The 22756-nt window shown below is 67.4% G+C and carries 22 protein-coding genes; 6 read left to right on the forward strand and 16 right to left on the reverse strand.

Annotated features, from left to right (window positions below):
- Positions 1-28: 28 nt before the first annotated feature.
- A complete protein-coding gene (locus PVT71_RS03240) occupies positions 29-733 on the reverse strand; it encodes a response regulator (RefSeq protein ID WP_353473059.1) in 705 nt (234 codons plus the stop codon).
- A complete protein-coding gene (locus tag PVT71_RS03245; RefSeq protein ID WP_353473060.1) occupies positions 730-1242 on the reverse strand; it encodes a MarR family transcriptional regulator in 513 nt (170 codons plus the stop codon). Before PVT71_RS03245 ends, PVT71_RS03240 begins: the two co-directional genes overlap by 4 nt.
- A gap of 155 nt (positions 1243-1397) precedes the next feature.
- Between PVT71_RS03245 and PVT71_RS03250 the strand changes: the two genes are divergently transcribed.
- Positions 1398-2267: a branched-chain amino acid aminotransferase gene (locus PVT71_RS03250; protein WP_353473061.1), complete on the forward strand. Its 870-nt coding sequence runs from the start codon at positions 1398-1400 to the stop codon at positions 2265-2267.
- A gap of 79 nt (positions 2268-2346) precedes the next feature.
- Here PVT71_RS03250 and PVT71_RS03255 read toward each other — a convergent pair whose 3' ends face one another.
- The 5 genes from PVT71_RS03255 to PVT71_RS03275 form a co-directional block, all read right to left on the reverse strand.
- A complete protein-coding gene (locus tag PVT71_RS03255; protein ID WP_353473062.1) occupies positions 2347-3597 on the reverse strand; it encodes a PAS domain-containing protein in 1251 nt (416 codons plus the stop codon).
- A gap of 117 nt (positions 3598-3714) precedes the next feature.
- Entirely contained in the window at positions 3715-4902 is a 1188-nt protein-coding gene (locus tag PVT71_RS03260; RefSeq protein ID WP_353473063.1) for an ABC transporter permease, read from the reverse strand.
- Positions 4903-4907: 5 nt separating this feature from the next.
- Complete coding sequence (locus tag PVT71_RS03265) at positions 4908-6551, reverse strand: ABC transporter permease (protein WP_353473064.1); 1644 nt, start codon at positions 6549-6551, stop codon at positions 4908-4910.
- Between the two features lie 100 nt (positions 6552-6651).
- Positions 6652-7758, reverse strand: coding sequence for an extracellular solute-binding protein (locus PVT71_RS03270; RefSeq protein WP_353473065.1), 1107 nt, complete (start codon positions 7756-7758; stop codon positions 6652-6654).
- Positions 7759-7876: 118 nt separating this feature from the next.
- Positions 7877-8980, reverse strand: coding sequence for an ABC transporter ATP-binding protein (locus tag PVT71_RS03275; RefSeq protein WP_353473066.1), 1104 nt, complete (start codon positions 8978-8980; stop codon positions 7877-7879).
- A gap of 445 nt (positions 8981-9425) precedes the next feature.
- On the opposite strand from PVT71_RS03275, the gene argE reads away from it, so the two are divergent.
- Entirely contained in the window at positions 9426-10589 is a 1164-nt protein-coding gene (gene argE / locus PVT71_RS03280) for an acetylornithine deacetylase (RefSeq protein WP_353473067.1), read from the forward strand.
- A 75-nt stretch (positions 10590-10664) separates the two neighbouring features.
- On the opposite strand, the gene PVT71_RS03285 is transcribed toward argE, so the two are convergent.
- Positions 10665-11192 (reverse strand): L,D-transpeptidase family protein, encoded by a 528-nt coding sequence (locus PVT71_RS03285; protein ID WP_353473068.1) that lies wholly within the window; start codon positions 11190-11192, stop codon positions 10665-10667.
- Positions 11189-12280: a GTP cyclohydrolase II gene (ribA, locus tag PVT71_RS03290; protein WP_353473069.1), complete on the reverse strand. Its 1092-nt coding sequence runs from the start codon at positions 12278-12280 to the stop codon at positions 11189-11191. Before ribA ends, PVT71_RS03285 begins: the two co-directional genes overlap by 4 nt.
- A 202-nt stretch (positions 12281-12482) precedes the next feature.
- On the opposite strand from ribA, the gene PVT71_RS03295 reads away from it, so the two are divergent.
- Together PVT71_RS03295 and PVT71_RS03300 are read left to right on the forward strand one after the other, a co-directional pair.
- Entirely contained in the window at positions 12483-13169 is a 687-nt protein-coding gene (locus PVT71_RS03295) for a response regulator transcription factor (RefSeq protein ID WP_095880623.1), read from the forward strand.
- A 550-nt stretch (positions 13170-13719) separates the two neighbouring features.
- Positions 13720-14508 (forward strand): hypothetical protein, encoded by a 789-nt coding sequence (locus PVT71_RS03300; RefSeq protein WP_353473070.1) that lies wholly within the window; start codon positions 13720-13722, stop codon positions 14506-14508.
- A 106-nt stretch (positions 14509-14614) separates the two neighbouring features.
- Here PVT71_RS03300 and pnp read toward each other — a convergent pair whose 3' ends face one another.
- Positions 14615-16756 (reverse strand): polyribonucleotide nucleotidyltransferase, encoded by a 2142-nt coding sequence (gene pnp, locus PVT71_RS03305; RefSeq protein WP_353473071.1) that lies wholly within the window; start codon positions 16754-16756, stop codon positions 14615-14617.
- Positions 16757-17037: 281 nt separating this feature from the next.
- Between pnp and PVT71_RS03310 the strand changes: the two genes are divergently transcribed.
- A complete protein-coding gene (locus PVT71_RS03310; RefSeq protein WP_353473072.1) occupies positions 17038-17559 on the forward strand; it encodes a DUF3280 domain-containing protein in 522 nt (173 codons plus the stop codon).
- A gap of 80 nt (positions 17560-17639) precedes the next feature.
- Here the strand turns inward: PVT71_RS03310 and rpsO are convergent, their stop codons facing one another.
- The 3 genes from rpsO to PVT71_RS03325 form a co-directional block, all read right to left on the reverse strand.
- The gene (rpsO, locus tag PVT71_RS03315) at positions 17640-17909 is read right to left on the reverse strand and encodes a 30S ribosomal protein S15 (RefSeq protein ID WP_194136326.1); all 270 of its coding nucleotides are present in this window, start codon (positions 17907-17909) and stop codon (positions 17640-17642) included.
- Between the two features lie 162 nt (positions 17910-18071).
- Complete coding sequence (locus tag PVT71_RS03320; RefSeq protein WP_353473073.1) at positions 18072-19139, reverse strand: calcium-binding protein; 1068 nt, start codon at positions 19137-19139, stop codon at positions 18072-18074.
- Between the two features lie 102 nt (positions 19140-19241).
- The gene (locus tag PVT71_RS03325; RefSeq protein ID WP_353473074.1) at positions 19242-19751 is read right to left on the reverse strand and encodes a DUF1643 domain-containing protein; all 510 of its coding nucleotides are present in this window, start codon (positions 19749-19751) and stop codon (positions 19242-19244) included.
- Positions 19752-19849: 98 nt separating this feature from the next.
- On the opposite strand from PVT71_RS03325, the gene PVT71_RS03330 reads away from it, so the two are divergent.
- On the forward strand, positions 19850-20821 hold the full coding sequence (locus PVT71_RS03330; protein ID WP_353473075.1) for a threonine/serine dehydratase: 972 nt from the start codon (positions 19850-19852) through the stop codon (positions 20819-20821).
- A 113-nt stretch (positions 20822-20934) separates the two neighbouring features.
- Here the strand turns inward: PVT71_RS03330 and PVT71_RS03335 are convergent, their stop codons facing one another.
- From PVT71_RS03335 to trxA, 3 genes are read right to left on the reverse strand one after another with little or no spacing between them, the layout of a single operon-like run.
- Positions 20935-21123 carry a Trm112 family protein gene (locus tag PVT71_RS03335; protein ID WP_353473076.1) on the reverse strand — a complete coding sequence of 63 codons (189 nt, stop codon included), beginning with the start codon at positions 21121-21123 and terminating at the stop codon, positions 20935-20937.
- The gene (locus PVT71_RS03340; protein ID WP_353473077.1) at positions 21120-21764 is read right to left on the reverse strand and encodes an LON peptidase substrate-binding domain-containing protein; all 645 of its coding nucleotides are present in this window, start codon (positions 21762-21764) and stop codon (positions 21120-21122) included. The genes PVT71_RS03335 and PVT71_RS03340 overlap by 4 nt, the downstream gene beginning before the upstream one ends.
- Before the next feature lie 27 nt (positions 21765-21791).
- On the reverse strand, positions 21792-22703 hold the full coding sequence (gene trxA, locus PVT71_RS03345; RefSeq protein WP_353473078.1) for a thioredoxin: 912 nt from the start codon (positions 22701-22703) through the stop codon (positions 21792-21794).
- Between the last annotated feature and the right edge of the window lie 53 nt (positions 22704-22756).

Below are 22756 nucleotides of genomic sequence, written 5' to 3' on the forward strand. Positions count from 1 at the left end.
AAAGCCCCGATCGGTCCGGCCGCTTCGGTCAGTCCGGCGCGAGCATGTACCCCGCGCCGCGCACCGTCTGCAGGTAGCGCGGCTGCTTGGGGTCGCTCTCGATCTTGCGGCGCAGGCGGGTGATCTGCACGTCCACGGCGCGTTCCTGCGCCTGCCCCTTGTCGCGCCCGAGCTCCTCGACGAGGCGCGTCCGGCTCAGCGCCTGCCCGGGCTTGGCCGAGAAGATCCGCATCAACTGGCTTTCGGTGGCGGTGAGCCGCACGAGATCGTCGCCGTGCCACATCTCGCCGCGCTCGATGTCGTAGCGGATCGGACCCAGCGTCAGCAGCTTCGGCTGCAACGCGTCGGCGACCGAGGTCTCGGGCATCCGCCGCAGGATGGCGTTGATCCGCAGCAGCAGCTCCTTCGGCTCGAAGGGCTTGGGCAGGTAGTCGTCCGCCCCGGCCTCGAACCCGGTGATCCGGTCCTCGGTCTCGCCCCGGGCGGTGAGCAGCATGATCGGCGTGCGGCGGGTCTCGCGGATGGCGCGGGTGAGGCTGATGCCATCCTCGCCCGGCATCATCACGTCGAGCACGATGAGGTCGAAGTCGAGCCCGGCCATGAGGCGCCGCGCATGCGCCGCGTCGCGCGCGGCGCTGACCAGGAAACCGTGCCGGATCAGGAACTTCTGCAGCAGGCTGCGGATCCGTTCGTCGTCGTCGACGATCAGCAGGTGGGCGTCGGGATCACTCATCCGCGATGCTCCCGCAGCCTCTGGTACTGGCGCTGCATGTCGGGATCCATCATCGCCTCGAGCACCTGCTTGAAGCCCGCGACCGCCTCGGGGCCGACCTGTCGATAGGCGGCGCGCATCCGGGCGCGCTGCGCGTCCGACAGCTGCTTTTCCAGCGCGTCGCCCGACTCGGTGAGGAAGAGGTGACGCTCGCGCTTGTCCGCGCGGCCGACCCGGCTCTCGACCAGCCCGTCCTCGACCAGCGTGCGGAGCACCCGGTTCAGCGACTGCTTGGTGACGCCGAGGATGTTGAGCAGGTTGTTGACCGTGGTGCCCGGCGCGCAATGGATGAAATGGATCGCCCGGTGATGCGCGCGGCCGTAGCTGAGCCCCTGCAGGATGCGGTCCGGGTCGGCGGTGAAGCCGCGATAGGCGAAGAACATCGCCTCGATCCCCTGCCGCAGCTGCTCATCCGTCAGATAGAGCAGCGACTCGCCACCCAGAACCTGACTTGCCGACGCGTCCGCCATAGAACCCTCTAAGTTCGTTTTCTGCACTTTAAGTCAGCGTTGTTGACATTCCAAGTGCGAACTGTTAGCGAGTCGAAGGTTTTTGCGCAACATTATGTCCGATGCGGTCATAACGAGCGCAACTAATGCAAAGCGCCTAAGTTAAGGAGATACCCATGGAAGGAGCTTTCGACGATCGCGACGGCAAGATCTGGATGGATGGCCAGATGGTGGAATGGCGGGATGCCAAGGTACACATCCTGACGCATGCGCTGCATTACGCGAGCTCTGTCTTCGAGGGGGAGCGGGCCTACAACGGCAAGATCTTCCTTGGGCGCGAGCACTCGGAGCGGCTGCATTTCTCCGCCGGCGAGCTCGACTTCAAGATCCCCTACACCGTCGAGGAGATCGACGCGGCCAAGGACGCGGTGCTGAAGGCCAATGGCTTCACCAACGCCTATGTTCGCGCCGTGGCGTGGCGCGGCGCGGGTCAGGACATGGGTGTCGCCTCGGCGCGCAACCCTGTGCGCCTGGCGATCGCGGCCTGGGCCTGGGGCAACTACTACGGTGACGCGAAGATGAAGGGCGCCAAGCTCGACATCGCGAAATGGAAGCGTCCGAGCCCCGAGACGATCCCCGTGCACGCCAAGGCGGCGGGCCTTTACATGATCTGCACCACGTCAAAGCACGCGGCCGAGGCCAAGGGCTGCTCGGACGCGCTGTTCATGGACTACCGCGGCTACGTGGCCGAGGCGACCGGCGCCAACATCTTCTTCGTCAAGGACGGCGAAGTGCACACGCCGACGCCCGACTGCTTCCTCAACGGCCTCACCCGTCAGACGGTGATCCGGCTGCTGAAGGAGAAGGGCATCACCGTGCACGAGCGCCACATCCTGCCCGAGGAGCTGGAAGGCTTCGAGCAGTGCTGGCTGACCGGCACCGCTGCCGAAGTGACCCCGGTGGGCCAGATCGGCGACTACACCTTCGAGGTCGGCGCGCTGACCCGCGACATCGCCGAGACCTACGAGAAGCTCGTCCGCTCCTGAGCGGTCGTGCGGGGCCCTGCCCCAATCCCGGGTTTCGCATCCCGAGAGCGGCCCGCGCATCGCGCGGGCCGTTTGCCTGTCAGCTCATCGCGCGCAGCATCGCGGTGTTGGACTGGATCACCGTGTTCAGCTCGACGATCCGCGCCAGCCGCGCCTCGATCTCGTCCTGCCCCGCATCGAGCTGATCGACGATCCCAGCAAGCGAATCCCCGGTGCCGCTGAGCGCCGCGCTTTCGATCTTGCACATCATCCGGGTGGAGCTGAGCCCGGTGACATAACGCTTCATGTCGAGCACCGAGCGGCCGAGCCGCGTCGCCTCAATCTCGACCACCTTGAGCGCGTCGATCGCAGCCCTCTGGAAGGCGATCTCCTCGGCGATCAGCGTCTCCTTGTCGCGCATCACGTCCTCCTTGGCGGCGGCATGGCGCACGTCTTCCTGGAAGATCGCCGACATCTCGGCCTGCAGGCTGCCCGCGTAGACGAGGAACTGTCCCTGCTGGATCGTGGTCAGCATGCGCATGTAGGTGCTGTCCTCGCCCTCGACGAAGCCGCGGACCCAGGCCGCCATCTCGTCCAGCATAGAGCCGTAGTTCACCGAGATCGCGCTGATCGGCCCGCCGGCATTCTCCAGCCGCGAGGCGAGGATGCGCATGTTCATCGGCACCGTACGGATCGCCTTGATGATCTCGGTCATCTGGTCGGTCTCTTCGCGGATCTGCAGGATGGTCTTGGCCATGGTCATGAAGCGCATCTGCCGCGGCCCAAGCTTTCCGCCCATGCGCCGCGCCCGCTCCTCGAGCTCCTGCGCCAGCGCGGCAGTCATGAACCCCTCGTAGGAGGTGAAGCCGAGCTGCATGACCTCGGCCAGCAGCATCTCCTTGCTGCGCACCGGGTTCACCCCCTGCGCCGTCTCGGCCTCGCGCAGGCGGGCATAGATGTCCTTGACCTGTTCGAGCAGCCCGCAGCAGGGCTTGACCCGCACCGAGATATACCCGCCCTCGATCGGCCAGGCGACGGCGAGCACCCAGTAATAGCGCCCGTCCTTGGACTTGTTCTTGACGTAGGCGGCGACGTAATCCCCGGCCTTCAGCTTGTCCCAGTAGAGCTGGAACACCCCCTTGGGCATGTCCGGATGGCGCACGAGCTTGTGCGGCGCGCCCTTCAGCTCTTCCCACATGTAGCCCGAGATTTTTCGGAACACGCTGTTGCCGTGGATGATCACCCCCCGCGTGTCGGTGCGCGAGAAGAAGAGGTCCTTCAGCTCGAACGGCACCTCGCCGACGGTGCTGTTGCGGGTCTGCGCGATGAGCTGGGAATCGTGTTGGGTCATGGAGGGCCACCCGGGTTCTACGCCAATACGCCCAGCATCATGCGCCCCCCGGGGTTTCCGAAAGATGAAGAGCCGCGGAATTCCGCGGCTCTTCCCGGGTACGTGTCGACCCCCCGGTCAGCTTGGCGAGAGGCCCCGCAGGCGCTCGGAGCGGCGGCGCAGCATCTCGACCGTCGCCAGCAGCAGGATCGAGATCGCCACCAGCACCGTCGCCGCGGCGAGGATGGTCGGCGAGAGCTGCTCGCGCAGGCCGGTGAACATCTGCCACGGCAGGGTCTGCAGCTCGGCCGAGCCGATGAACAGCACGACCACCACCTCGTCGAAGGAGGTGATGAAGGCGAAGAGCGCGCCGGAGATCACCCCGGGCAGGATCAGCGGCATCTGCACGCGGAAGAAGGTGGTTACCGGGTTCGCGCCCATGTTCGCCGCCGCCCGCACGAGACTGCGGTCGAAGCCGACCAGCGTCGCGGTCACGGTGATGATCACGAAGGGAATGCCCAGCACCGCATGCGCCAGCACCACGCCCCAGATCGTGCCGACGATGTTGATCTTCGAGTAGAAGAAATACATGCCGGTGGCCGAGATGATCAGCGGCACGATCATCGGCGAGATCAGGATGGCCATGATCGCGCGCTTGCCCGGAACGTGGCTCTGCGACAGGCCGATGGCGGCGAGCGTGCCGAGGCTGACCGAGATGATCGTCGCCAGCGGCGCGATGATCAGCGAGTTCTTCACCGCGCTGGTCCACTCGGGGTTGGTGAAGAAGTCCCTGTAATGCTTCAGCGAATAGCCTGCCGGGTCGAAGTGCAGCATCTCGGGGGTGAAGGTGAAGAAGTCCTGCGCGTTGAACGACAGCGGCATGACCACGAGGATCGGCGTGATCAGGAAGACGAAGATCGCGCCGCAGATCACCCGGAAGGTGTAGTGCCAGAGCACCTGCCCCGGGGTGAGGTAGGGCACCAGCGCCATGCGGTAGCGCCCGTAGCCGATCCAGTAGGTGAACCAGCCGAAGAACCAGCCGAAGAGCAGGCCGACCAGCCCGCCCGAGACGCCGCCGAACACGAAGCCGAGCAGTGCGAAGACGATGAGGATCCCCCAGCGCAGCGGTTTCTCCCGCCCCTCGGACATCGACATGGCGAGCAGGGCGATGAGCGCCATGACCAGCGCGCCGCCGAGGATGCCGAGCAGCACCGAGCCATTGGCCGCGCCGATGAAGATGCCGGCGAAGGCCCCGGCGGCGGCAACCACCGGCACGGTCAGCGAGAGGGGTTTCTTGACGGCGGGTGTGAGAATGACGTCGCTCATGTCCGTTACCCCAGCTTCACGTTGTCGATGCCGACGATGCGGTCGTAGGCCCAGTAGAGGATCAGCACCACGGCCAGCAGGATCGTGCCGAGCGCGGCCGCGAGCCCCCAGTTCAGCGAGGTCGAGATGTGGTAGGCGATCCGGTTCGAGATGAAGGTGCCGGTGGTGCCGCCGACGATCTCGGGGGTGATGTAGTAGCCGATGGCGAGGATGAAGACGAGGATCGAGCCCGCGCCGATGCCCGGCACCGACTGCGGGAAGTAGACCCGCCAGAAGGTCGTCCAGTTGGTCGCGCCGAGCGACTTGGAAGCGCGCACGTAGCTGGGCGGGATGGTCGACATCACCGAGTACATCGGCAGGATCATGAAGGGCAGCAGGATGTGGGTCATCGCCACGATCGTGCCGAACTGGTTGTTGATCATCGTCAGGCGGCCGTCGTCGGCGACCAGCCCGACCCAGACCAGCACGTCGTTGATGACGCCCTGCTGCTGCAGCATGATCTTCCAGGCCGAGGTCCGCACCAGCAGCGAGGTCCAGAACGGCAGCAGCACGAGGATCATCAGCAGGTTGGCCTTGCGCGAGGGCAGGTTCGACAGGATGTAGGCCACCGGGTAGCCGAGCAGGACGCAGCTCAGCGTGATGACGAAGCTCATGAAGAGGGTGCGCTGGAACAGCGTGAGGTAGATGCGCTCGTTGGCCGGGCGCTTCTCGATCCCGTCCGGCGTCAGCTTCATGTCGACCGAGTTGAGGAAGTAGCCCGAGGTGTATTTCGGCGCGTAGAGCTTGAGCGTGCGCCAGATCTCCGGCTTGGCCCAGTCCTTGTCGATCTCGGCGAAGCCCTCGGTGAAGGTCTTCGACTTGAACTCGGGGCTGTCCACCAGCTTGTCGGCGGCGATCAGCATATCCGAATGCGGGCCCGCGTAGCTGCCCAGATCGCCCGCGGCGAGATCCTCGTAGAGCGCGGCATGCACCGCCGACCAGGGTTCTTCCTTCAGCAGCGACTTGCGGTCCTCGCGGTGGGTGAAGGTGGCAAAGGCCTCGTATTCCTCGGCGGTGCGCGGCAGCAGCGTGTCCATGCCCTCGCGCAGCTCGAACTTCGGCAGGCGTTCGCCCTTCTTCCAGGCGCCCTCTGCCTCGAGCCAATCCTCCGAGCCCATCAGCTCGGCCCAGGTCTCGGCCTCGTCCCAGTTCTTGTCGAGATCCTTGAACTGGTCCTGGTAGAGCTCGCCAAGATCGCTGAGCCCCCGGCCCGACTTGCGGAAGAGCGACGAGGCGCCGGTCAGCTCGTAGTTCAGCCGCGAGCCGAGGCGGGTGTGCTGCTTGCGCTCGGCGGCAAGGAAGAAATCGTAGAAGGCGGCCTCGTAGACCTGCTCGGAGGGCAGGCCCTCGCCGTCCCACTCCTTGAGCAGCCGCGTCGTGCGCGGCAGGGTGTCCGAGACGATCTGGTTCTCGACCGAGCGGAACAGCATGTCGGCGATCGGCGCGATGAAGGTCACCAGCACGAAGATCAGCAGCGGCGCGATCAGCGCCAGCGCGCGCAGCTTCTGCACCCTCAGCGCCCGGGACAGGCTCTTCTTCAGCGGCATGCCGTCGGCGGCCAGCATCGGCCCCTTGGCTTCTTTTTCCGGTTCCGTGGTCGAAGCGGTCATCCTACCCCCTGCGGGTCTGCTTTTCTTATTGTCCGGTCAGTCGCGTGACCGGCCTGGCAAGAGGGGCCGAACCCGGCCCCTCTCTCGTCGCATCAGTGGATTATTGCGCCAGCCACGCCTGGAACTTGGCGTCGATGTCGTCGCGGTAGTCCGACCAGAAGGCGTACTGGGTCACGAAAACGTTGGTCGCGTTGGCCGGGTCGGTCGGCATGTGCGGCGCCATGTCGATGCCGAGCTCGGCGTGCTTGCCGACCAGCGGAGCCGAGGAGGCGCGCGCCGGGCCGTAGGAGATGTAGGCGGCCTGGTCAGCAAGACGCTGGGTGTCGGTCGCGAACTTCAGGAAGTCGAGCACGCGGGCCAGACGGTCCTCGGGCAGGCCCTCGGGGATGATCCAGCCGTCGAAGTCCAGCATCTCTGCGTCCCAGAGCATGCCGATCGGCTGGTTCTGCTCGGCGATGGCCGAGAACAGGCGGCCGTTGTAGGTCGAGCCCATCACGACCTCGCCGTCGGCGAGCAGCTGCGGCGTGTCGGCGCCGGCGGTCCACCAGATGGTCTGGTCCTTGATGGTGCCGAGCTTGGCAAGCGCCCGGTCCTGGCCTTCCGGCGTCGCCAGCACGTCGTAGATGTCTTCCTTGGCAACGCCGTCGCAGAGCAGCGCCCATTCCATGTTGGCCAGCGGACGCTTGTTCAGCGAGCGCTTGCCCGGATAGGTCTCGAGATCGAAGATCGCGCAGATGTCGGAGGGCGGGGTGTCGCCGACCATGTCGGTGCGGTAGCCGACGGTGGTCGAGAACACGATCTGCGGGATGAAGCAGTCGGAGACCAGCGAGTCGCCGAAGTCGTCGGTGGCCGAGGAGCCGTCATCGCCCGGGGCGAGGATCTCGTCGACGTCGACTTCCATCGCGAGGCCCTCGTCGCAGAGACGGATCGAGTCCGCCGCTTCCACGTCCACGAGGTCCCAGGTGATGTTGCCGGCTTCGTTCATCGCGCGCAGCTTGGCCACGGCCTCGGCAGAGCTCTCGTCCCACGAGACGCTGACCTCGGGGTGCATCGCGACGTAGGGCTCGGAATAGGCTTTGACCTGGCTGTTCTGGTACGCGCCGCCCCAGGACACGATGGTCATCGAATTGGCCATGTCCTGTGCAGCCACCGCGCCGGCCGCAACCGAAAGCGCGGTCGTCGCCAGAAGGGTCTTGGTCAGTTTCATCTGTAACTCCCTTGATGACCCGTTGTGTATTTGGGGTTCCGGGACACGGGCTGATCGCCGGAACCTTTCCGGTCCGCGCCGCCTGCCCAACGCAGGGAGCGGCGCGGGCAGATTCACGTCATTTCGCGTCGAGCGCCCGGCAGTCCTCGGGCAGCCAGCCGATCTCGATCTCGGTGCCCGGGGTCAGGCGCACCTGGTCGGGCGCGTTGCGAGTCTTGATGATGAACTCGCGGTTGCCGGCCACTTCGAGGCGGGTGCGGAAGATGTCGCCCATGTAGATGAACTCGAGCACCTTGGCCTTGAGCGTGTGGGCGCCCGGCTGCAGGCGGTCCTTGTTGTACTCGACGCGCTCGGGGCGGATCGACACGCGGGTGCGCTCGCCGACCTGGGTCACGTTCACCGGCTTGGCGTCGATCACCTCGCCACCGTCGAGCCTGACCACGCAGCGGTCGCCGCGGATCTCGGCCACGGTACCCTCGAGCGTGTTGTTCTCGCCGATGAACTGCGCGACGAAGCTGTTCTCGGGCTCCTCGTAGAGGATGTCCGGCGGCGCCAGCTGCTGGATGCGGCCGTCGTTGAACACGGCAACCCGGTCCGACATGGTCAGCGCCTCGGTCTGGTCGTGCGTGACGTAGACCACGGTGATGCCGAGCTGGTGCGCAAGGCTGGTGATCTCGAACTGCATCTTCTCGCGCAGCTGCTTGTCGAGCGCGCCGAGCGGCTCGTCCATCAGCACCAGCTCGGGCTCGAAGACCAGCGCGCGCGCCAGCGCGATCCGCTGCTGCTGCCCGCCCGAAAGCTGCGCCGGCCGCCGGCCGCCGAAGGCGCCCATCTCGACCATGTCGAGCGCGCGCTTGACCTTGGCCTCGCGGTCCGACTTGCCGATCTTGCGCACCTCGAGCGGGAAGCTGAGGTTCTCGGCCACGGTCATGTGCGGGAAGAGCGCGTAGTTCTGGAAGACCATCCCGATGCCGCGCTTGTGCGGCGGGATGTTGTTGATCGGCTTTCCGTCCAGCCTGATCTCGCCATGCGTGGCGGTCTCGAACCCCGCCAGCATCATCAGGCAGGTGGTCTTGCCCGAGCCCGACGGCCCCAGCATGGTCAGGAACTCGCCCTTGGGCAGGCTCAGGTTCAGATCTTTGACGACAAGGGTCTCGCCATCGTAGCTTTTCTGCACGCGCTCGAAGGCGACGAACGCGTCGCTTGTCCCGGTATCTGGCAAATCCGGCTCCCCATTTTATGTTCCGCGGATTTTTCTCCGCTGTCTTGGGGATGATAAAAACGCGTCCGGACCCTTGTTGCAACCGTGTTGCCGGGCATTGATCAAGAATCGCACATCCGCAGGATCACCGGGCAGAAAAGCGTCGCTTCACGGTGAAAAATCGGCATGGGGCAACCATCCGCAGGACGATGTCCCGAAGCTTCCGCTACGTGAACCGTCGCGTCTTTCGGCACAGCCGGGCGAAAAACGGCACAGAATCGCCCCCCGCCACCGCCCGCCGCTCCGGCGCGCGCACATTTCACAGGCAGTTGCCGGGAAATGCGCCGCACCCCCGGAAAGACGCCCCGACTCCGCCCTTTGAAAGCTAGCTCCGCGCGCAATCTCTCCGCTTCCCGGGATCAGAGACCCTTTTGCGCCCGCCCCCGCCCCTGCTAAGTCTTGGGCCATGAGCCATCTTCTGCCCGCCACCGAAGAGCACCTGAGGCACCTCATCGCCTGCCCGACCGTCTCGAGCGAGAGCAACCTCGCCCTGATGACGATGGTGGGGGACTACCTCGACCACCTCGGCGCGAGGGTCGAGATCTTCCACGACGCGACGGGCCGCAAGGCCAACCTCTTCGCCACGCTCGGCCCCGAGATCCCCGGCGGCATGATGCTCTCGGGCCATTCCGACGTTGTGCCGGTGGAGGGCCAAGACTGGAGCAGCGACCCCTTCACGCTGGTGGAGCGGGACGACCACCTCTACGGCCGCGGCAGCTGCGACATGAAGGGCTTCATCGCCGCGGCGCTGGCGCTGGCCGATCCGGTCTCGAAGATGACGCTGCGCCGCCCGCTGCACCTGTGCTTCACCCATGACGAGGAGGTCGGCTGCCTCGGTGCCCGCGCGCTGGTGCCCGAGCTGCAGCGCCGCGGCTACGCGCCGCGCATGGCGATCATCGGCGAGCCCACGGGAATGCGGCTGATCGAGGGGCACAAGGGCTGCTGCGAATATACCACGCGCTTCACGGGGCTCGAGGGCCACGGCTCCGCCCCGGACCGCGGCGTCAACGCCGTGCTCTACGCGCTGCGCTACACGCAGCGGCTGATGGATCTCGCCGAGGCGCTCAAGACGCGCGCGCCCAGGGCCAGCCGGTTCGATCCGCCCTGGACCACGGTGAACGTCGGCCGCCTCGCCGGCGGCGCCGCGCATAACGTCATCCCCGGCAAGGCCGAGATCGACTGGGAGATGCGCCCGGTCCAGCCCGGCGACGCCGAGTTCGTCAACGAGGCGCTGGCCCATTGCATCGAGCACGAGCTGCTGCCCGCGATGCGCGCCGTCCACCCCGGAGCCGCGATCACCACCGAGGTGATCGGCGAGGTCGCGGGGCTGATCCCGATGGACGGGAACGAGGCCCGCGACCTCATCGCGCGGCTCACCGGCAGCAATTCCGCCGACGTCGTGCCCTTCGGCACCGAGGCGGGGCTCTTCCAGCAGATGGGCATGTCGGTCGTGGTCTGCGGCCCCGGCGAGATCGCCCAGGCCCACAAGCCCGACGAGTTCGTCACCCGCGGCCAGCTCGCGCAATGCCTCGGCCTGCTCGAGGGCATCGCCCGCAGCCTCGCCGCCTGAGCGCCCCCGGCTTCCACATGTCGGAAATATCCCACGGGGGTGCGGGGGTGTGACCCCCCCCCCGCTCCTGCCCTCTCAGCCCGCGCGCCAGCCGTCCAGCGGCTCCGGCACCACCAGCCGCGCCCCGGGCAGCATCCGCCCGGCGATCTCGCGCAGGTCGGCGGGGTGGAAGCCGACGCAGCCGGCGGTCGGGAAGCCCGGCCGCCGCCACTGGTGCAGGAAGATCGCCGAGCCGCGCCCCGGCTCGGCCTCGGGCCAGTTCCAGTCGGTGATCAGCACGAGGTCGTAGAGCGGGTCGGCCCGGCGCATGGTCTCGTGGCTCGGCGCGAAGGGCGCCTGCACCAGCTGGTTGTAGGCCAGCGAGGCGCTGTCGTCGCACCAGAGGTCGCGCAGCCCGATCGGCTCGGCCCAGAAGGCGGGTCGCGCCATGCGGTCGGGCCGGTAGAGCATCGCCACCACCCGGTGCACGCCGACCGGCGTCGCGCCATCGCCCTCGCGTTTCCCCGCGCGCACGCCGCCGCGGCCGATCACGCAGGGCCACGTCCGGCCGGCAAAGCGCAGGCCGGAGCGGGTGAGGACCAGATCGCCCGGCGAGACGCTCACAGCAGGTGCCCCGACTTCTCGGCCTTGGTGGCGAGGTAGCGCTCGTTGAAGGCGTTGAGCCCGACCTTCAGCGGCACGCGCTCGGCCACGGTGATGCCGCAGCGCTCCATCATCGCCATTTTCTTGGGGTTGTTGGTCAGCAGCCGCACCGCGCCGAAGCCCATCTTGCGCAGGATCTCCGCGCCGAGCCGGAAGTCGCGCTCGTCATCCTCGAAGCCGAGGCGGAGGTTGGCCTCGACCGTGTCGAAGCCCTGGTCCTGCAGCGCGTAGGCGCGCATCTTGTTGGCCAGCCCGATGCCCCGCCCCTCCTGGTTGAGATAGAGCAGCACCCCCGCGCCCTCCTCGCCCATATGCGCCAGCGCCGCGTTCAACTGCGGGCCGCAGTCGCATTTCAGAGAGCCCAGCAGATCGCCGGTGAAACAGGCCGAATGCAGCCGCGACAGCACCGGCTTCGAGCGGTCCGGGCGGCCGATCTCGATGGCGTAGTGCTCATCCGAGCCGTCCTCGGGGCGGAAGATGTGCAGCCGGGCGTTCTGCGCCGCGCGCAGCGGCACCTTGGCCGAGACGACGTGGTCGAGCCGCGCCAGCGTCAGCATGTAGGGCCCCGCCGGATCGGCCTCGACCACGGTCAGCATCTCGCCCTGCGCGAACCCCTCGGGATCCTCCAGCGGCAGGATCAGCGCGGCGGGCAGCAGCCGGGCCGACTTGACGAGGGTGATCGCCAGCCGGTGCATCCCGGTGTCGCCGCCGCGGCGGGTGGCAAGCGGGCCCTTCATCGGCTTGGCAAGATCATCCGCCGGATCGGCGATCGACTGCACCCAGTCGAGCCCCGCGTCGCCGGGCAGGATCACCCGCGCGAGGTCGCCGTCATAGGCGCGCGCCTTCAGCGTCTCGGCCCGCCGCGCGGTGATGGTGAGGTCGAGCTCTCCCGGCAGCGCCCGCAGAACCGCCAGCCGAGCCGCCGAGACCGTCTCGGCCGCGACCACCAGCGCCCCGCCCGTCTGCGCCTTCAGCACCACCGGCACGCCCATGCGCAGGTCGGCCCGGGCACGGGCGAGCAATTCTCCGAGATCGGGCGCGAGGGACATGGGCGTCTTCCTGTCTGGGCCACGGCAAGGCGGGCGGATGGTACACCCGGGCGAGCCCGCCCGGAAAGGCGCTGCAACAAAGCACCTTCGATCCTGTAACAAAAGCCGGTGCGCAACACGAGGGCGTGAGATCATTGCAGCAAAACTTGTTTGTACCTCCGAACGCTTACATGTGATCCACCACACGAAGACGGAGAGGCAGATGGCCCAGATCAAGAATATCCTGCTGGTGGACGACGATGACGACCTGCGCGAGGCGCTGGCCGAGCAACTGGTCATGACCGAGGATTTCGAGGTGTTCGAGGCCGAGACCGGCGCGGCCGCGATGGCCCGCGTCAAGGAACAGGTCTACGATCTTCTGATCCTCGATGTCGGCCTGCCCGACACCGACGGCCGCGAGCTGTGCAAGCTGATGCGCAAGCAGGGGGTCAAGTCGCCGATCCTCATGCTGACCGGCCATGACACCGACGCGGACACGATCCTCGGGCTCGACGCGGGCGCGAACGACTACGTCACCAAGCCCTTCAAGTTCCCCGTGCTGCTGGCCCGCATCCGCGCGCAGCTGCGCCAGCACGAGCAGTCCGAGGACGCAGTCTTCACCGTCGGGCCTTACACGTTCAAGCCCTCGATGAAGCTTCTGGTGACCGAGGACGACCGCAAGATCCGCCTCACCGAGAAGGAGACGAACATCCTCAAGTTCCTCTACCGCTCGACCGAGGGCGTGGTTCCGCGCGAGATTCTGCTGCACGAGGTCTGGGGCTATAACGCCGGCGTCACCACCCACACGCTGGAGACGCACATCTACCGGCTGCGCCAGAAAATCGAGCCCGATCCTTCGAACGCACGTATTTTGGTCACTGAATCCGGGGGTTACCGTCTAGTCGCCTGAGAAATCGGCGGAAATGTCACGAGTTCGCGGTTTTTCGCCAATCCCCGGGCACTCGCCCATTGGTTGACACTGTACTTGGTGATATCGTGACCTAGCCTTTCGGATAGGCCCGGGATTGCGGACCAGGCCCGATTTGGCCCCCAACGAGTTCCCGTTGCATGTGCGGGTCATCACATGCACCTCCCTGTTGGACTGGGCCGGGCCTTGCGCCCGGCCTTTTTTCAGGGGCGGTTGGTGGGCTTGCGATCTTCAAGAAGAGGTTTCCTGCCAAGGCGCCCTGCCGCGGGCTCATCCGGACGAGCTTGCGGACAGCGTGACGTTCCGGACCCTGGCCTCCCCCGATCAAGGTCCGAAACGCCCCCAAACCCGTGTCATTGAGTCCGTGAGTGATGGCACGACGGCTTGCCCTTCCGATCTGTCGCGAGAATCGTTAACAAATCGGAAACACGTGGGAGATTCCCCGTCCCCCTGACGACTTCCCCCCCCACGATGCTTGCTGATCCGGCAAGAGATGATAGAAGCCCGGCGCCCCTGCCGGAAAGGACCCAGCTTGACCGACACGCCCCGACGTCTCGAACATCCGAACATGAACGCGCAGCTGCTGCACTGGTGGATGCGCGACTACGATCATGTCTTCGTCGTGCTCAACCCCTTCTTCCGTGTGCCGGGCTTCACCCCGGAGACCACCGCCTGGGGGCCGCTGCGCAGCGAAGCGACGACACCGCAGGAGCTCGAGGCGCTGCTCGAGAGCCTCGGCGGCCCGCAACCTGACCAGGCCCCCGACGCCTTTGACGAGATCATCAAGACCACCGGCCAGCCGGTGCGCTGGGACATGATCGCGCAGGCGCTCGGCGTCGGCGACTTCCGGCATTTCGCGCGCATGGTCTGGCTCTGGGTGATCGGGGCCGAGCCGCCGGATCTCGACGCGACGCTGGTCTCGCGCATTGCGCGACACTGCCGGCAGGAAGGGCTCTACAAGCCCGAGGAGGACTGGTTGCCGCTGGTGCTCGAACCGATGCTGATCCCCTACTTCGAGGCGCTCGGGCTCGACGAGATCACGCTCTGGGACGAGACCCGGACCTCCTCGCTCGACTGCCCGGTCGAGGCCTTCCACCGCGACGAGCCGCCGGTGGCGCTGATGGACGCGCCGATCTCGGCGATCTCGGCGCCGGGGCTGCTGCTGAGCTGGTCGCAGGACCAGGTGACCGGGTTGCTGGCGCTGACCGAGGAGATGCGGCAGAAGGCCGATCCCGCGCAGTACCTCGAAGGCTTCTGGGCCGGCGCGGACACGTCCTCGCTCGTGCTCGACCAGCCGCGCGCGCCCGTCCTGCTGCACTGAGCCGGGGCCGCGCCACAGGCGCCGGAAGACACCCTCCGCCAAAAGCAGAACGCCCCGGCCATCAGGCCGGGGCGTTCGCGTTTTCAGGACTGGCCGAGGCCGCGGATCACTCCGCGGTCTCTTCCTTCTTGTCCGCTGCCAGCTCTTCGCCGGTTTCCTGGTCGACCATCTTCATGGCGAGGCGCACCTTGCCGCGATCGTCGAAGCCGAGCAGCTTCACGTAGACTTCCTGGCCTTCCTTCAGCACGTCCGACGGATGGTTCAGGCGGCGGTTCTCGATCTGGCTGACGTGCACGAGGCCGTCGCGCTTGCCGAAGAAGTTCACGAAGGCGCCGAAATCGACGATCTTCACGACCTTGCCCTTGTAGATCGAACCCTCTTCCGGCTCCGCCACGATCGAGTAGATCATGTCGTAGGCCTTCTGGATGGCTTCACCGTTGGCCGAGGCGATCTTGATCACGCCATCGTCGTTGATGTCGACCTTGGCGCCCGACACTTCGACGATCTCGCGGATCACCTTGCCGCCCGAGCCGATCACTTCGCGGATCTTGTCGGTCGGGATCTGCATGGTCTCGATGCGCGGTGCGTGGACCGAGAACTCGCCGGCTTCGGTGAGGGCCTTGGCCATCTCGCCGAGGATGTGCAGACGGCCGGCCTTGGCCTGCGCGAGGGCCTGCTTCATGATCTCGGGGGTGATGCCCGCGACCTTGATGTCCATCTGCAGCGAGGTGATGCCGTTCTCGGTGCCTGCGACCTTGAAGTCCATGTCGCCGAGGTGGTCCTCGTCGCCGAGGATGTCGGTCAGGACCGCATACTCACCGTCGTCTTCCAGCACGAGGCCCATGGCGACGCCGGCCACCGGCGCCTTCAGCGGAACGCCCGCATCCATCATCGACAGCGAGCCGCCGCAGACCGACGCCATCGAGGACGAGCCGTTGGACTCGGTGATCTCGGACACCACGCGGATGGTGTAGGGGAAGTCGGTCGGTGCCGGCAGCACGGCCTGCAGCGCGCGCCATGCCAGCTTGCCGTGGCCGATTTCACGGCGGCCCGGCGAACCAACGCGGCCCACTTCACCCACCGAGTACGGCGGGAAGTTGTAGTGCAGCAGGAAGTTCGAGCGGAAGTTGCCGTGCAGGGCGTCGATGATCTGCTCGTCGTCGCCGGTGCCGAGCGTGGTCACGACCAGCGCCTGGGTTTCGCCGCGGGTGAACAGCGACGAGCCGTGGGTGCGCGGCAGAACCGAGGTTTCCGACACGATCGGACGGACCTGGTCGAGCGCGCGGCCGTCGATGCGGCGCTTGTTCTTCACCACGTCCGAGCGCAGGACCACGGACTCGAGTTTCTTGATCGCCGAACCGAGGTTCGCGTCTTCGAGTTGCTCTTCGGTCAGCTGGGCCTTGATCTCTTCCTTCGCGGCCGACACGGCGGCGACGCGCGCCTGCTTATCGGTGATCGCGTAGGCGGCCTTCATCTTGGCTTCGCCGATGCCTTTGACGACGTCGAAGAGCGCGGAGTAATCCGGCGCCTGGAAGTCGAAGGGCTCTTTGGCGGCGTCTTCGGCGAGGTCGATGATCAGGTCGATGACCGGCTGGATCTGCTCGTGCGCGAAGGTCACGGCGCCCAGCATCTCGTCCTCGGTCAGCTCGTAGGCTTCCGATTCCACCATCATCACGGCGTCCTTGGTGCCGGCGACGACGAGGTCGAGACGCTGGTCGGGGTTGCTGCGCAGCCCCTGCATGTCGTCGACGGTCGGGTTCAGCACGTATTCGCCATCGGTGAAGCCGACGCGGCAGCCGGCGATCGGGCCCATGAAGGGCACGCCCGAGATGGTCAGCGCGGCCGAGGCGGCGATCATCGCCACGACGTCGGGGTCGTTGACGAGGTCGTGCGACAGCACGGTGCACATCACCAGCACTTCATGCTTGAAGCCGGGGACGAAGAGCGGACGGATCGGACGGTCGATCAGGCGTGCGGTCAGCGTCTCTTTCTCGGTCGGACGCGCCTCGCGCTTGAAGAAGCCACCGGGCACCTTGCCCGCGGCGTAGTATTTTTCCTGGTAGTGGACGGTCAGCGGGAAGAAATCCTGACCGGGCTTCGGTTCCTTGGCGAAGGTCACGTTGGCCATGACCGAGGTCTCGCCCAGCGTGGCGATGACGGTGCCGTCTGCCTGACGGGCGACCTTGCCGGTCTCGAGGGTGAGGGTTTCCTCGCCCCACTGCATGGATTTCGTCGTTACGTTGAACATGTAGCGTATCCTGTAAGGGAGCACTCCCGGCCCTCCGGGTCTCCCGTTTGCATGGCGGCCCCATTGCCGCCGCTCCCTATCCTCTTGCATGTGCCCGGGAGCCGAGGGCGTCACGTCTCAGATGGGGCGCGCATACATGAGAATCCGGCTTTTGGGAAGTGATAAGCGCGGAGTCCCCGCCACGGGCCAAAGCGCGCCGGGGGCGATACGAAAGGCGCAGCCGCCGTTTTCCCCCGCCCGTGCTAGTCTGGGCGCCGTCCGGCGAAGGAAGGAAGCCCGGAATGTCCCCGCACAGGCACCTCGTCCGGCAGGTCGCGCTCGCCCTCGCGCTGCTCTGCCCGATCGCCCCGGCCGCCCGCGCCGAGGAGCCGAGGCCCGTCGTCGTGCACGAGATGAGCTTCATCAACTTCAGCCAGGAGGTCGACTACGGCGCGCGCAACGAGGCGGAGCACGCCCGCATCGTCATGCTGTCGGACTATTTCCGCGAGTTGCTCGAGCAGAGCCACCGCTACCGGCTGATCGACCCCGCGCCGCTTGCGGAGGACCTGCGCAAGCACGGCGAGGTCTTCACCTGCAACCATTGCGAGGCCGCCATGGCCCGCAAGCTCGGCGCCGAGCTCAGCTTCTCGGGCGCGGTGCAGAAGATGTCGGTGCTGGTGCAGACCGTGGTGGTGCGGGTGCGCGACGCGCAGAGCGGCGAGGTCGTCGCGCTCTACCAGACCGACATCCGCGGCAATACCGACATCGCCTGGAGGCGCGGGCTGAAGTTCCTCGTCGAGGAGCGACTGAACGCCCTGCCCTGACGCGGCTCCGCCCGCATTCCAGAAACGAGAACACCCGCTCCTTGCGGAGCGGGTGTCTCGAATTCCGTATCCGGATCGGATCAGCGGCGGATGCCGAGGCGCTGGATCAGATCGGTGTAACGCGCTTCTTCCTTGCCCTTCAGGTAGTCGAGCAGCTTGCGGCGCTGAGCCACGAGCTTAAGAAGGCCACGACGCGAGTGGTTGTCCTTCTTGTGGGTCTTGAAGTGCTCGGTCAGGGTCGAGATGCGGCTGGTGAGGATGGCAACCTGGACTTCGGGCGAACCGGTGTCGCCTTCCTTGGTTGCGAATTCCTTCATCAGGCGGTTCTTTTCTTCAACGGTGATCGACATCGGGGTCTCCTTCAAAGGTTGGAGGAATGGCGCAAGCCGGGATGTCGTCCAGCAGGGCCCTTGGAGAGGTCCGGCCCGCATGGCCGGATGCGCGCGTATAGGGCGATTCAGCCCGAAAGGAAAGCCCGAACTTCCCACGCCGCGGCAAGGGACGGGCCGGGCTCAGGCCAGGCCGGGCAGCGCGGCCTGCTGCGCCTCGACGAGCGCGATGTTCTCCAGCCCCGGCACATCCGCCGCCGGCAGCACCGCGAGAACCTCGCCATCGGCGCAGATCTCGGTCATCTCCGGATCGGTTTCGCTCGCGCGCAGCTCCAGCGCCGGCGCCGCGCCTCCCTGCCCGGACCATACGACCACCAGCTGGTCCTGCTGCGGATCGAAATCCACCAGCTCCGCGGGTGCGCCGCCGGAGATCCAGTCGCCAAGGAAAAACGTGTCCTCCCCCTCGCCGCCGCTGGCCACGTCGCCACGCCCGATCCAGAGCGTATCCTCCCCCGCGCCGCCGTTGAGGTAATCCGTCCCGTCCGCATCCCCGCCGGTCCCGTCCGGTTCGACGCCCGAAAGCAGGTCGTTCCCGCTGCCGGCGAACAGCGTGTCCGAGCCCAGCCCGCCGATCAGCGTGTCATCGCCCTCGCGCCCATGCAGCGCATCCTGCCCCACCCCGCCCAGCAGCAGGTCGGCACCAAGCCCGCCCTGCGCCTCGTCGTCGCCCTCGCCGCCGTCGAGCGTGCCGCCGCCGTCATGGGCGTAGAGCAGGTCGTCCCCCGGCCCGCCCTGCAGCAGGTCGGCTCCCGCATCGCCGTGCAGCGTGTCGTTGCCCGCGCCGCCCAGCAGCGTATCGGCCCCGTCCCCGCCAAGCAGCTCGTCATCCCCCGACTGCCCGTCGACAAGGTCATCGCCGCCGAAGCCGCCCAGAAGATCGCTGAACGGCGTGCCGGTCAGCGTATCATCGCCCGCCCCCCCGCTCTCGATGCGGCCCGCCTCCCCTGCCGCGCCGGGCTCCGCCGCAGACAGGCCGGTGTCCTCTGCCTGGGAGCCGCTGTCCGCGCCGGGATCGGGACCCGTATCGAGGCCGCCATCAAGACCCGTGTCGAAGCTGGCGGAGGTGTCGTCGGCCCCGGTCTCCTCGGCTTCCTGCGCCGGATCCTCGGCCTCCGCCTCCGGGTCCGGAAGCGTAAAGACCGCGATCGACCCCAGCAGCGCCATGCCCATCATTCCCGCCAGCAGCAGCATCGCATTTCTCCACACGCACGCTTGCGAAGTGTGACCCGGGAAGGCAGCGGTAACCAAAGCCAATCGCGGCACAAGGTTAACAACGCCTTGACCGCCACCGGGCTAGGGACCGCGCAGCCAGGGCCGGGGCTGCGCCGCGTAAGGCAGGTAGAGCGGGTGGCGCGGGTGCCCGTCCCGGGTGAGCCCCAGCACATGCACCTCCCCCTCCAGCCGCGCCGCGATCTCCGCGCCGCGCCCGAGATAGGCGCCATGCATGCCCCAGCCCGCCAGCGTCATGCGCGCCTGCGCGTGCCAGCGCAGCAGCAGCGCGTCGTTCTCCGGCCCCACCGGGGCGGCGGCGCAGCGCAGCTTGGCGGGCGTCCCGGCGCGGAAGGCGAAGAGGTTGGCGACGCGCATGCCGCCGAAACCCATCGCCCGCGCCCGGCGCTCGCAGCGTTCGAGCGTCGCGTCGTTGCACCGCTCGTCGGCGCTGGCGGGGTTGAGCATGATCCACAGCACCATCTGTCCACCCGCCCCGCCCCAGGCCCGCTCGAGCCCGTAGCGATAGGCCCCGCAGGCCGAGTAGAGCGCCCGCGAGCGCACCCCGTTTTGCTCGTGACGGCGCTCGATCATGCCGCCATCTCGCCACGCCCGCGCCCGGCTGGCAACTGGTTGACAGGGCCCGCGCCCCGGCACAGGGTCTGCCCGACATCGACAAGCCGAGGATCCCCATGGACATCACCCGCATCGAGGCCGCCGCCGGGCGGCTGAAGGGCCACGCCCGCCGCACGCCGCTGCTTTCCTCCCCCTTCCTCGACGAGATCGCCGGGCGCCGCGTGCTGGTGAAGGCGGAATGCCTGCAGCACACTGGCAGCTTCAAGTTCCGCGGCGCATGGGCCGCGGTCTCGGGTCTCGACCCGGAGGTCCGCGCCAAGGGGGTCATCGCCTTCTCCTCGGGCAACCACGCGCAGGGCATTGCCGAGGCGGCGCGGCGCTTCGGCATCACCTCGGTCATCGTCATGCCCGCCGACGCGCCCGCGGCAAAGATCGCCGGCACCCGCGGCCTCGGCGGCGAGGTCGTGCTCTATGACCGCGAGAAGGAAGACCGCGACGCGCTCGGCGCACAACTCGCCGAGGAACGCGGCCTGACGCTGATCAAGCCCTTCGACGAGCCCGAGGTGATCGCGGGGCAAGGCAGCTGCGGGCTCGAGATCGCCGAGCAGGCGGCCGAGGAAGGCGTGACCCAGGCCGACGTGCTGGTCTGCTGCGGCGGCGGCGGGCTGACCTCGGGCATCGCGCTGGCGCTCGAGGCAAAGGCCCCCGGCCTGCGCGTGCGCCCGGCCGAGCCCGAGGGCTTCGACGACGTGAAGCGCTCGCTCGCGGCGGGCTCGATCCAGCGCAACCCGGCGCTCGGCGGCAACATCTGCGACGCCATCGTGACGCCGCAGCCCGGCTACCTGACCTTCCCGATCCTCAGCCGTCTCTGCGGCCCCGGCCTCGCGGTCAGCGAGGAAGAGGTGCTGAAGGCGATGCAACTCGCGGTACGCCACCTCAAGGTCGTCGCCGAGCCCGGCGGCGCCGTGGCGCTGGCCGCGGCGCTCTTCCGCAAGGGCGAGATCGAGGGCGACGCGGTGATCTGCACCATCTCGGGCGGCAACGTCGACCCGGCGATCCTCGCCCGCGCGCTCGCGCTCGAGGTCTGAAACGACAGGAGGCGCGGCCCCGCCCGGCCCGCGCCTCCTTCTTTCTTCTCTTTGAAAATACGCCGGGGAGCGCGAGGGGCTGGCCCCTCGCCCGCGCCGCGGTCCGTCCGGGCTCAGTCGTCGAGCCGGCGCGCCTCGTCGATCAGCATCACCGGAATGCCGTCGCGGATCGGGAAGGCCAGCGCCGCGCTGCGGCTGATCAGCTCCTGCCGCTCGGCATCGTATTCCAGCACCGCGTGGGTCACCGGGCAGACCAGGGCCTCGAGCATGTGCCGGTCGAAGGTCAGGGTGTCTTCGGTCATTGAATCAGGTCCTCTTCTCCGCCGCGCAGGGCGAACTCGATCAGCGTCACCAGCGTCTCGCGGCGCGAGGCCAGCCGTGGCGCCTCGAGCAGCGCCTGCTTTTCCTCGGGCACGAAATCCAGCAACATCGAGAGCGAGTTGATCAGCAGCTCGTCCTCGGCGTCCTTCAGCGTGTCCCAGTCCGCCGAAAGGCCTCGGGCATCGAAATACCGGTCCAGCAGGCGCAGGAAGGCGGCGCGGTCGAATGTCTCGTCGCTGTCCGCGTGCGGGTCGAGATCGTGCTCGAACCCGTCCCAGCTCACCTTGCAGCGGCGGTAGGGGGTGAAGCCGTCGACCTCCTCCATCACGCGGAAGCGCGACAGGCCGGACAGGGTGATCATGTAGCGCCCGTCCTCGGTCTCGGAGAACTGGGTGATCCGCCCGGCACAGCCGATGCGCTGCAGCGCGGGCCGCTCCGCCGGGCCGTTGCCCGTGGGCTGGACCATTCCGATCAGCCGCGCATCGCTCTTCAGCGCATCGTCGAGCATCGCCAGATAACGCGGCTCGAAGATGTGCAGCGGCAGCCGCGAGCGCGGCAGCAGCAGGGCCCCGGGCAGCGGAAAGACCGGGATGAGTCCCGGAAGATCGGTTCGTCTCACCATGACCTGCGAGCTAGGGCGCATCGGCGCTCAGGCAAATATCATCGAGCTCAGCCTGCGCCGCCCGTTCAGCACGACCGGATCGTTCGGCTTGAGCGCGTCGAAGATGGTGAAGAGCTGGGTCTTGGCGGCGCCGTCGTTCCACTCGCGGTCGCGGCGGAAGAGGTCCAGCAGCTGGTCCACGGCGGCCTCGGTCTGGCCGTTGGCGTGCAGCGCCTGCGCGAGGTCGAACCGGGCCTGCAGGTCCGCGGGATCGGCCTCGACCCGGGCGGTCAGCTCGGCCACCGGGCCGGCGTTGCTGGCCTGCTTGGCCAGCTCGATCCTGGCATGGGCCGCTTCCAGCTCGGGCATCTTCGAGATCTCGGCCGGGGCGCCGTTCAGCACCGCCTCGGCCTGCTCGATCTCGCCGAGCGCGAGATAGCAGGCGACCATCCCGGCATAGGCCTTGGCGTTCTTCGGATCCTCCTCGAGCACCGCGGCGAAGATCTGCGCCGCATCGGCGGCCGCGCCCTGCTCGAGCATCTCCTCGGCGGTGGCCACGGCCTCGTCGAGACCGCCCGAGGCATCCCCGCCCGAGACCTGCACGACGCGGGCGATGAAGGCCTTCAGCTCGGAGGGCGGCAGCGCGCCCTGGAAGCCGTCGATCGGCTGGCCCTTGTAGAAGGCATAGACCGTGGGGATCGACTGGATGCGCAGCTGGGCCGCGATCATCTGCGCCTCGTCGACGTTGACCTTGACCATGCGCACCGCGCCGCGGGCCTCGGTGACCGCCGCCTCGAGGGCCGGGCCGAGCTGCTTGCAGGGGCCGCACCAGGGCGCCCAGAAGTCCACGATGACCGGAACTTCCTGCGAGGCGTCCACCACCTCGGCCATGAAGTCGGCTTCGCTGACATCCTTGATGAGATCGCCCTTGGGGGCCTCGGTCTTGCCCAGTTCCAGCATCTTGTCCTCCGCTGCGGCGGTTAGCTTGGCGTGTTACATGGCGCATGGTCTGC

Origin of the sequence: Salipiger sp. H15 (assembly GCF_040409955.1) — a bacterium.
GTDB lineage: Bacteria > Pseudomonadota > Alphaproteobacteria > Rhodobacterales > Rhodobacteraceae > Salipiger.

Coding starts and splice junctions, on each gene's coding strand:
- PVT71_RS03240 (WP_353473059.1), bottom strand. CDS start 733: ATGAGTGATCCCGACGCCCACCTGCTGATCGTCGACGACGACGAACGG.
- PVT71_RS03245 (WP_353473060.1), bottom strand. CDS start 1,242: ATGGCGGACGCGTCGGCAAGTCAGGTTCTGGGTGGCGAGTCGCTGCTC.
- PVT71_RS03250 (WP_353473061.1), top strand. CDS start 1,398: ATGGAAGGAGCTTTCGACGATCGCGACGGCAAGATCTGGATGGATGGC.
- PVT71_RS03255 (WP_353473062.1), bottom strand. CDS start 3,597: ATGACCCAACACGATTCCCAGCTCATCGCGCAGACCCGCAACAGCACC.
- PVT71_RS03260 (WP_353473063.1), bottom strand. CDS start 4,902: ATGAGCGACGTCATTCTCACACCCGCCGTCAAGAAACCCCTCTCGCTG.
- PVT71_RS03265 (WP_353473064.1), bottom strand. CDS start 6,551: ATGACCGCTTCGACCACGGAACCGGAAAAAGAAGCCAAGGGGCCGATG.
- PVT71_RS03270 (WP_353473065.1), bottom strand. CDS start 7,758: ATGAAACTGACCAAGACCCTTCTGGCGACGACCGCGCTTTCGGTTGCG.
- argE (WP_353473067.1), top strand. CDS start 9,426: ATGAGCCATCTTCTGCCCGCCACCGAAGAGCACCTGAGGCACCTCATC.
- ribA (WP_353473069.1), bottom strand. CDS start 12,280: ATGTCCCTCGCGCCCGATCTCGGAGAATTGCTCGCCCGTGCCCGGGCC.
- PVT71_RS03295 (WP_095880623.1), top strand. CDS start 12,483: ATGGCCCAGATCAAGAATATCCTGCTGGTGGACGACGATGACGACCTG.
- pnp (WP_353473071.1), bottom strand. CDS start 16,756: ATGTTCAACGTAACGACGAAATCCATGCAGTGGGGCGAGGAAACCCTC.
- PVT71_RS03310 (WP_353473072.1), top strand. CDS start 17,038: ATGTCCCCGCACAGGCACCTCGTCCGGCAGGTCGCGCTCGCCCTCGCG.
- rpsO (WP_194136326.1), bottom strand. CDS start 17,909: ATGTCGATCACCGTTGAAGAAAAGAACCGCCTGATGAAGGAATTCGCA.
- PVT71_RS03320 (WP_353473073.1), bottom strand. CDS start 19,139: ATGCTGCTGCTGGCGGGAATGATGGGCATGGCGCTGCTGGGGTCGATC.
- PVT71_RS03325 (WP_353473074.1), bottom strand. CDS start 19,751: ATGATCGAGCGCCGTCACGAGCAAAACGGGGTGCGCTCGCGGGCGCTC.
- PVT71_RS03330 (WP_353473075.1), top strand. CDS start 19,850: ATGGACATCACCCGCATCGAGGCCGCCGCCGGGCGGCTGAAGGGCCAC.
- PVT71_RS03335 (WP_353473076.1), bottom strand. CDS start 21,123: ATGACCGAAGACACCCTGACCTTCGACCGGCACATGCTCGAGGCCCTG.
- PVT71_RS03340 (WP_353473077.1), bottom strand. CDS start 21,764: ATGGTGAGACGAACCGATCTTCCGGGACTCATCCCGGTCTTTCCGCTG.
- trxA (WP_353473078.1), bottom strand. CDS start 22,703: ATGCTGGAACTGGGCAAGACCGAGGCCCCCAAGGGCGATCTCATCAAG.